Origin of the sequence: Streptomyces sp. NPDC059477 (assembly GCF_042749375.1) — a bacterium.
Classification (GTDB): domain Bacteria; phylum Actinomycetota; class Actinomycetes; order Streptomycetales; family Streptomycetaceae; genus Streptomyces.
In genome coordinates this window covers 1-6,857 of sequence record NZ_JBHYUG010000151.1, presented here as the reverse complement: position 1 = coordinate 6,857, position 6,857 = coordinate 1, and the positions used below count along the sequence as shown (strand labels likewise).

Genomic DNA, 6,857 nt, shown 5'->3' with positions numbered 1-6,857 from the left:
GTGGCCTGTTCGCCGTCGCGGGGCTGGCGGGGGGGGTCGCGCGCGGGGGTGAGGGGGGCCAGGAGGGGGCTGCGTGGCGGCGGCCACAGCGCCGTGGTGAATCCCCCCGTCGAGAGCACCGCATCAGCTCCTGGGGGTGGCGGCGTAGCCCTGGACGCCGGCCGCGCGGGCCAGGTCGAGATCGAGCGCCTCGCGGCGGATGCGCTGGTCGATGTAGAGGAGCACCAGCACGCCGGCCGTGATCGGGAGCGTGATCATGGATCCGATCACCGATCCGATGCCGCTGATGACGAGGAAGGTCCAGCCCAGGCCGGTGCCGGACTCGATGAAGGCGCTGATGCCCCCGCCGTCGACGGTCGCGCCGATGAGGACGAAGGGGACCACGACGATCATGGCGATGACGTAGGCGATGATCAGGGCGAGCAGCTGGATGCCGAAGATCCGCCACCAGGAGCCGCGCACCAGCTTCGCGGACCGGGTCATGGCCTTGGTGATGCTCTGCTTCTCCAGCACCAGGGCGGGTGGGGCGAGGGAGAGGCGGACCATCATCCACAGGGCGACCACGGCGGCGCCGATGATCAGGAGGGTGGAGAAGGCGACTGCGGCGCCGCCTCCGCCCGCGGCGGCGACCAGGATGCTGGGCACGGCGCCCAGGGCGACGATGCCGACGAGGATGAGCAGCAGCAGGCCGATCAGGCCGAACAGGCGCAGGACCTGGGGCCGGGCGTCGCGCCAGGCCTCGGCCGTGGTCACGGACTTGCCGAGCACCGCGCGGCTGGTGACCGTCGCCAGCAGGGCGGTCGCGGTGATGGTGCCGATCAGCGAGATCACGAAGATGACGAAGTTGGCGGCCATGGCCTCGCCCGTGACGCGGGCGAGTTCGCCGAGGGTGGCGTCGGGGTTGTCGAGGGCGGAGGTGTCCAGGAGGTCGTTCAGCAGGAAGCCGCGGACCAGGACGACGATGATCTCCGTGATGACCGCGACGGTCAGGGAGATGCCGAGGACCGTGCGCCAGTAGGTGCGCATGGTGGAGACCGCGCCGTCGAGGATCTCGCCGACGCCGAGCGGGCGCAGCGGGATGATGCCGGGCTTGGCGGCGGGCGGGGGGCCGCCCCAGGGGGTGCCCCAGCCGCCGGGGCCGCCAGGGCCGCCGTACGGGGCGTAGCCGCCGGGGCCCGGGCCGGGGGCGCCCGGTCCGCCGGGGGCGCCTCTCCAGCCTCCGTGGGCGGGGCCGGGGGGCGGGGTTCCCCACCCCGGGCCGGGCGGTGGGGGCGGGGTGGCCTGGCCCGGCTGCTGCGGGCCGGTGGGCGCGGACCACTGGGCTGGGGGCGGCTGTTCCTTGGACCACTTCGGGCCGGGGCTCTGTGGATCCGCGTCGGGCTGTGCGGCGGGCTGCGCGGGGCCGGGCCGGTCGGACGGCTCGGCGGGGCCGGACGCGCCGGGTGCCCGCCCGTCGGACGGGGCGGATCCGGGCGAGGCCCAGCCCGGAGTGTCGTTCATCGTGGCTCCTTCACGGTGCCCGACCGCGGTCGCGGCGGCGGGTTGGCCAACATCGTGCCATGGGGAAGTTGCCGGGGGACCGGCCGAGGTAGGGGCTGCGCACCTTCAATGGTCCGCGGTCCACGGGGCAGACTGACCGCATGGCTGATCAGTACGCGCAATCCGGCGAGGACAACCGGCCCACCGAGATCCCGGCGATCCGCTGGGACGAGCCGCCAGAGGGGCCCGTACTGGTCCTGCTGGATCAGACCAGGCTGCCGGCCGAGGAGGTCGAGCGGGTGTGCACGGACGCGCCTGCGCTGGTGGAGGCGATCCGTTCGCTGGCCGTCCGCGGGGCGCCGCTGCTCGGTATCGCGGGGGCGTACGGCGTCGCGCTCGCCGCCGTGCGCGGGTTCGACGTGGATGAGGCCGCCGACGCGCTGGCGGGTGCCCGGCCCACCGCGGTGAATCTGTCCCTGGGGGTGCGGCGGGCGCTCGCCGCCCACCGGGACGCGCTCGCCCGTACCGGCGACGCCGGGCAGGCCGCCGCGGCGGCGCTGGCCGCGGCCCGGCGACTGCACCGGGAGGACGCCGAGGCCAGCAGGCGCATGGCCGGGCACGGGCTGGCGCTGCTCGACGAGCTGCTCCCGGGCGGCGGGCACCGCATCCTCACGCACTGCAACACCGGTTCGCTGGTGTCGGGCGGTGAGGGCACGGCGTTCGCGGTGGCGCTCGCGGCGCACCGGGTGGGGCGGCTGCGGCGGCTGTGGGTGGACGAGACGCGCCCGCTGCTCCAGGGCGCCCGGCTGACGGCGTACGAGGCGGCGCGCAGCGGCATGGCGTACACGCTGCTCACCGACAACGCGGCGGGGTCGCTGTTCTCGGCCGGTGAGGTGGACGCGGTGCTGATAGGTGCCGACCGGATCGCGGCGGACGGCTCGGTGGCGAACAAGGTGGGGAGCTATCCGCTCGCGGTGCTCGCGCGCTATCACCATGTGCCGTTCATCGTGGTGGCGCCGGTGACGACGGTCGACGCGGACACCGCGGACGGGGCGTCGATCGAGGTCGAGCAGCGGCCCGGTTTCGAGGTCACCGAGATCGTGGCCCCGCAGGCGGTGAGGGGGGCCGGGGGCGGGGTGCCGGTGGCGCCGCTGGGGACGCAGGCGTACAACCCGGCGTTCGATGTGACACCGCCGGAGCTGGTGACGGCGATCGTGACGGAGGAGGGGGTGCTGTCGCCGGTCACGGGGGAGGGGCTGGCGGAGTTGTGCGGGAGGGCGCGGGGGGTGGTGACGGGGAGCTGAGGTGTTTCGACTGGATCCGGCCCGATCCAGCTGGAAGGGCCTGAGGTCGTTGTCGCCATCCCGGCTGTTCGAGGGGCTTGGCTTCGCGGCGGTGAATCGGATGAGGTGCCGTTCATGGGGGCAAATCCGGCACGTCGTGGAGGCGTGTCCGGGGCGCCGGAATCGGGTGGGTGAGTGCCCCTGACCTCCGCCGCTGAGGGCAGGGGCAGACAGTGACCGCCGGGTACGACTATGGTCACGAGGCAGTGACGTGTCTCACCTGCACCTTCGCCACCGTTATGAGAATGGGATGATGTCGTTTATGAAGGGACGAGTCCTTGTCGTCGACGACGACACCGCACTGGCCGAGATGCTCGGCATCGTGTTGCGTGGTGAAGGTTTTGAGCCGTCTTTCGTAGCCGACGGTGACAAGGCGCTGGCCGCATTCCGGGAGACCAAGCCTGATCTGGTGCTGCTGGATCTGATGCTGCCCGGACGGGACGGTATCGAGGTGTGCCGCCTGATCAGGGCGGAGTCCGGGGTGCCGATCGTGATGCTCACGGCGAAGAGCGACACCGTGGATGTGGTCGTCGGGCTGGAGTCCGGCGCCGATGACTACATCGTCAAGCCGTTCAAGCCGAAGGAACTGGTGGCGCGGATCCGGGCGCGCCTGCGGCGCTCCGAGGAGCCGGCGCCCGAGCAGCTCGCCATCGGGGATCTGGTGATCGATGTCGCCGGGCACTCGGTGAAGCGGGACGGGCAGTCGATCGCGCTGACGCCGCTGGAGTTCGATCTGCTGGTCGCGCTGGCGCGCAAGCCCTGGCAGGTGTTCACGCGTGAGGTGCTCCTTGAGCAGGTGTGGGGCTACCGGCACGCGGCGGACACCCGGCTGGTGAACGTGCATGTGCAGCGGCTGCGTTCCAAGGTCGAGAAGGATCCGGAACGGCCCGAGATCGTGGTGACCGTCCGTGGTGTCGGTTACAAGGCCGGGCCGAGCTGACATGTCCGGGGACAGTGCCGCTTCGGCTCCGGGCAGGACCGGGGCCAATGCGGGGCGGCCTGTCGGCCGGAAGACGCCGGGCTCCCGCTGGGGACGCCTCCTGGAGGGCGGGCTGCTCCAGGGCGGTGTGCAGGGCAGCCCGGTCCTGAGGCTGTTCATGCGCTGGGTGCGCCGGCCGCTGCTGCCCGTGATGCGGCTGTGGCGGCGCAACATCCAGCTCAAGGTCGTCGCCACCACCCTGCTGATGTCCCTGGGCGTGGTGCTGCTGCTCGGCTTCGTCGTCATCGGGCAGGTGCGCAACGGCCTGCTGGACGCCAAGGTGAACGCGTCGCAGAGCCAGGCCACCGGAGGGTTCGCCGTGGCCCGGCAGCAGGCCGACGAGGCCGCCGCCGTGCCCGGCGACGACCCGTCCGCGGTCGACGGGCGGCCCGCGCAGAACGTCATCCAGTGGATGAGCGACCTGGTCTCCTCGCTGTCCAGCGGCGGACAGGGGGCCTTCGACGTCGTCACGCTGCCCGCGGGCGCCGACAGCGGCAACGGGCGCGGGCCGCGCGCCTCCGGCGGTGTCGACCCCAACAAGAGCGTCCCGGAGGATCTGCGCACGCGCGTGAACGCCAACACGGCCGCCGCGCAGAGCTACACCCGGATCATCTACAGCGGCACCGACAAGGAGTCCCAGCCCGCCCTGGTCATCGGCAAGGAGGTCAACGACCCCAACGGTGACCCGTACCAGCTGTACTACCTCTTCCCGCTCACGCAGGAGGAGAAGTCGCTGAGCCTGGTCAAGGGCACCCTGGCGACCGCCGGGCTGTTCGTCGTCGTCCTGCTGGGGGCCATCGCCTGGCTGGTGGTGCGGCAGGTCGTCACGCCGGTGCGGATGGCGGCGGGGATCGCGGAGCGGCTCTCCGCGGGGCGCCTCCAGGAACGTATGAAGGTCACCGGTGAGGACGACATCGCGCGCCTGGGCGAGGCGTTCAACAAGATGGCGCAGAACCTTCAGCTGAAGATCCAGCAGCTGGAGGACCTGTCGCGGATGCAGCGCCGGTTCGTGTCCGATGTCTCGCACGAGCTGCGTACGCCGCTGACGACCGTGCGGATGGCCGCCGACGTCATCCATGAGGCGCGCGTGGACTTCGACCCGATCACCGCGCGGTCGGCGGAACTGCTCGCCGACCAGCTCGACCGGTTCGAGTCGCTGCTGTCGGACCTGCTGGAGATCAGCCGGTTCGACGCGGGCGCCGCCGCGCTGGAGGCCGAGGCGATAGACCTGCGTGAGGTCGTGCGGCGGGTGGTCAGCGGGGCCGAGCCGCTCGCCGAGCGCAAGGGCACGCACATACGCGTCGTCGGCGACCAGCAGCCCGTGGTCGCCGAGGCCGACGCGCGGCGCCTGGAACGTGTGCTGCGCAATCTGGTCGTCAACGCCGTCGAGCACGGCGAGGGCAAGGATGTCGTGGTCAGGCTCGCCTCGGCGGGCGGCGCGGTCGCCGTCGCCGTACGGGACTACGGCGTGGGCCTCAAGCCGGGTGAGGCGACCCGCGTGTTCAGTCGTTTCTGGCGTGCGGACCCGGCACGCGCGCGTACCACGGGCGGAACCGGTCTCGGCCTGTCGATCGCGCTGGAGGACGCGCGGCTGCACGGCGGCTGGCTCCAGGCGTGGGGCGAGCCGGGCGGCGGCTCGCAGTTCCGGCTGACGCTGCCCAGGACGGCGGACGAGCCCCTGCGCGGCTCCCCGATACCGCTGGAACCCAAGGACTCACGGCGAAATCGCGGCCTCAAGGACGCCGGTCCGCCGCGCGGGGGCGAGAAGACCGCCACGGTGCCGGTGCAGCCCACCGGGGAGATATCGCCGCTGGCCCGCCCGTCCGCCGCCCCCACCGCCGACCCGACCGCCCTGCCCGGCAACGGCTCGCGCGTGGTGCCCCGGCCGGCCGGGGGCGCCGTACGGCCGCATGACGACACGACCACGACCACGACCGCCCCGGACGGGGTGCGCGGCACGGCCCAGGACCGCCCGGAGACACGGGTGACGGAGCCAGGTCGGCAAGGGGAGGCGACGCGTGGGCGGTGACCGTGACGGGCGCGCCGCGCGCGTGATGGCGTACATGCGAGAAGTTCGGCAGCCGATGCGTCGGCAACGCGGGCCCGCGCGCGTGATGGCATACGCGGCCGGGGGCACCCTGCTGCTGGCCGGCTGCGCCTCGATGCCCGACCACGGCGATCTGCGTGGCGTCGAGTCGACGCCACGGCAGGACACGCAGGTGCGGGTGTTCGCCGTGCCGCCGCGCGAGGACGCGGCCCCGCCGGACATCGTGCAGGGCTTTCTGGAGGCTCTGACCAGCGACGATCCGCACTATGAGACGGCCAGGCTGTATCTGACGACCGACGCGGCGCGGGACTGGGAGCCCGAGGCGTCCACCACCGTGCTCGCCGACGGGCCCGCCACCACGGCCGACCTCGCGGGCGGGCGGGACGACGGCACCGCCTACTCGTTCACGCTGACCGGCACCCGGATCGCCCTGGTCGACGGCCAGCAGTCGTACTCGCCCGTGGACGGCGACTACGCCCGCCAGGTGCATCTCGCCAAGGACGGCAAGACCGGGCAGTGGCGCATCGACAGGCTGCCCCAGGGCGTGGTCATGGGCCAGTCGGACTTCCAGCGCAACTACACGTCCGTCAACAAGTACTACTTCGCGTCCGGCACCGCCGCCGCGACGGGCGCGCAGCCGGCCGCCGTCGCCGCCGACCCCGTGTTCATCCGCAGGCGCGTGGACGCCATGACGGAGATGGTGCAGTCCCTGCTCGCCGGGCCGACCACCTGGCTGGACCCGGTCGTCAGGTCGAGCTTCCCGAGCGGTACGGAGCTGGAGAAGGACGTCACTCTGACGCCCGACGACCAGAACAAGCTCACCGTGCCGCTGAACGACAAGGCGGCCGGGGTCGGCGCCGCCAAGTGCGAGGAGATGGCCGCCCAGCTGCTGTTCACGCTGCGCACCCTCACGCCCGCCGTGGACCGGGTCGAACTCCAGTCCGGGGGCCGCCAGTTGTGCTCGCTCGCCGAGGACGGCGCCGACGCGGTCGCCGCGCGGGGGTCCGCC

The 6,857-nt window shown here is 72.7% G+C and carries 4 protein-coding genes and 1 pseudogene; 4 read left to right on the top strand and 1 reads right to left on the bottom strand.

All coding sequences use genetic code 11. The features are described from left to right. Positions 1-123: 123 nt before the first annotated feature. Positions 124-1,500 carry a glycerophosphoryl diester phosphodiesterase membrane domain-containing protein gene (locus ACFXAZ_RS38295; RefSeq protein WP_384601302.1) on the bottom strand — a complete coding sequence of 459 codons (1,377 nt, stop codon included), beginning with the start codon at positions 1,498-1,500 and terminating at the stop codon, positions 124-126. A 140-nt stretch (positions 1,501-1,640) separates the two neighbouring features. On the opposite strand from ACFXAZ_RS38295, the gene mtnA reads away from it, so the two are divergent. From mtnA to ACFXAZ_RS38275, 4 genes and pseudogenes are all read left to right on the top strand, one after another. Beyond that, on the top strand, positions 1,641-2,783 hold the full coding sequence (mtnA, locus tag ACFXAZ_RS38290; protein WP_384601299.1) for an S-methyl-5-thioribose-1-phosphate isomerase: 1,143 nt from the start codon (positions 1,641-1,643) through the stop codon (positions 2,781-2,783). A gap of 289 nt (positions 2,784-3,072) precedes the next feature. Beyond that, the gene (gene mtrA / locus ACFXAZ_RS38285; protein WP_015659998.1) at positions 3,073-3,762 is read left to right on the top strand and encodes a two-component system response regulator MtrA; all 690 of its coding nucleotides are present in this window, start codon (positions 3,073-3,075) and stop codon (positions 3,760-3,762) included. A 1-nt stretch (position 3,763) separates the two neighbouring features. Continuing rightward, positions 3,764-5,707, top strand: a pseudogene (gene mtrB / locus ACFXAZ_RS38280) (MtrAB system histidine kinase MtrB); the annotation flags it as partial. A 178-nt stretch (positions 5,708-5,885) separates the two neighbouring features. Further along, on the top strand, positions 5,886-6,857 hold a 972-nt coding region (locus tag ACFXAZ_RS38275), incomplete at its 3' end, for a GerMN domain-containing protein (RefSeq protein WP_384601296.1).

Excerpts from the sequence above, each read along its gene's own strand:
- mtrA (WP_015659998.1), top strand. The coding sequence starts at position 3,073 with ATGATGTCGTTTATGAAGGGACGAGTCCTTGTCGTCGACGACGACACC.
- ACFXAZ_RS38295 (WP_384601302.1), bottom strand. The coding sequence starts at position 1,500 with ATGAACGACACTCCGGGCTGGGCCTCGCCCGGATCCGCCCCGTCCGAC.
- mtnA (WP_384601299.1), top strand. The coding sequence starts at position 1,641 with ATGGCTGATCAGTACGCGCAATCCGGCGAGGACAACCGGCCCACCGAG.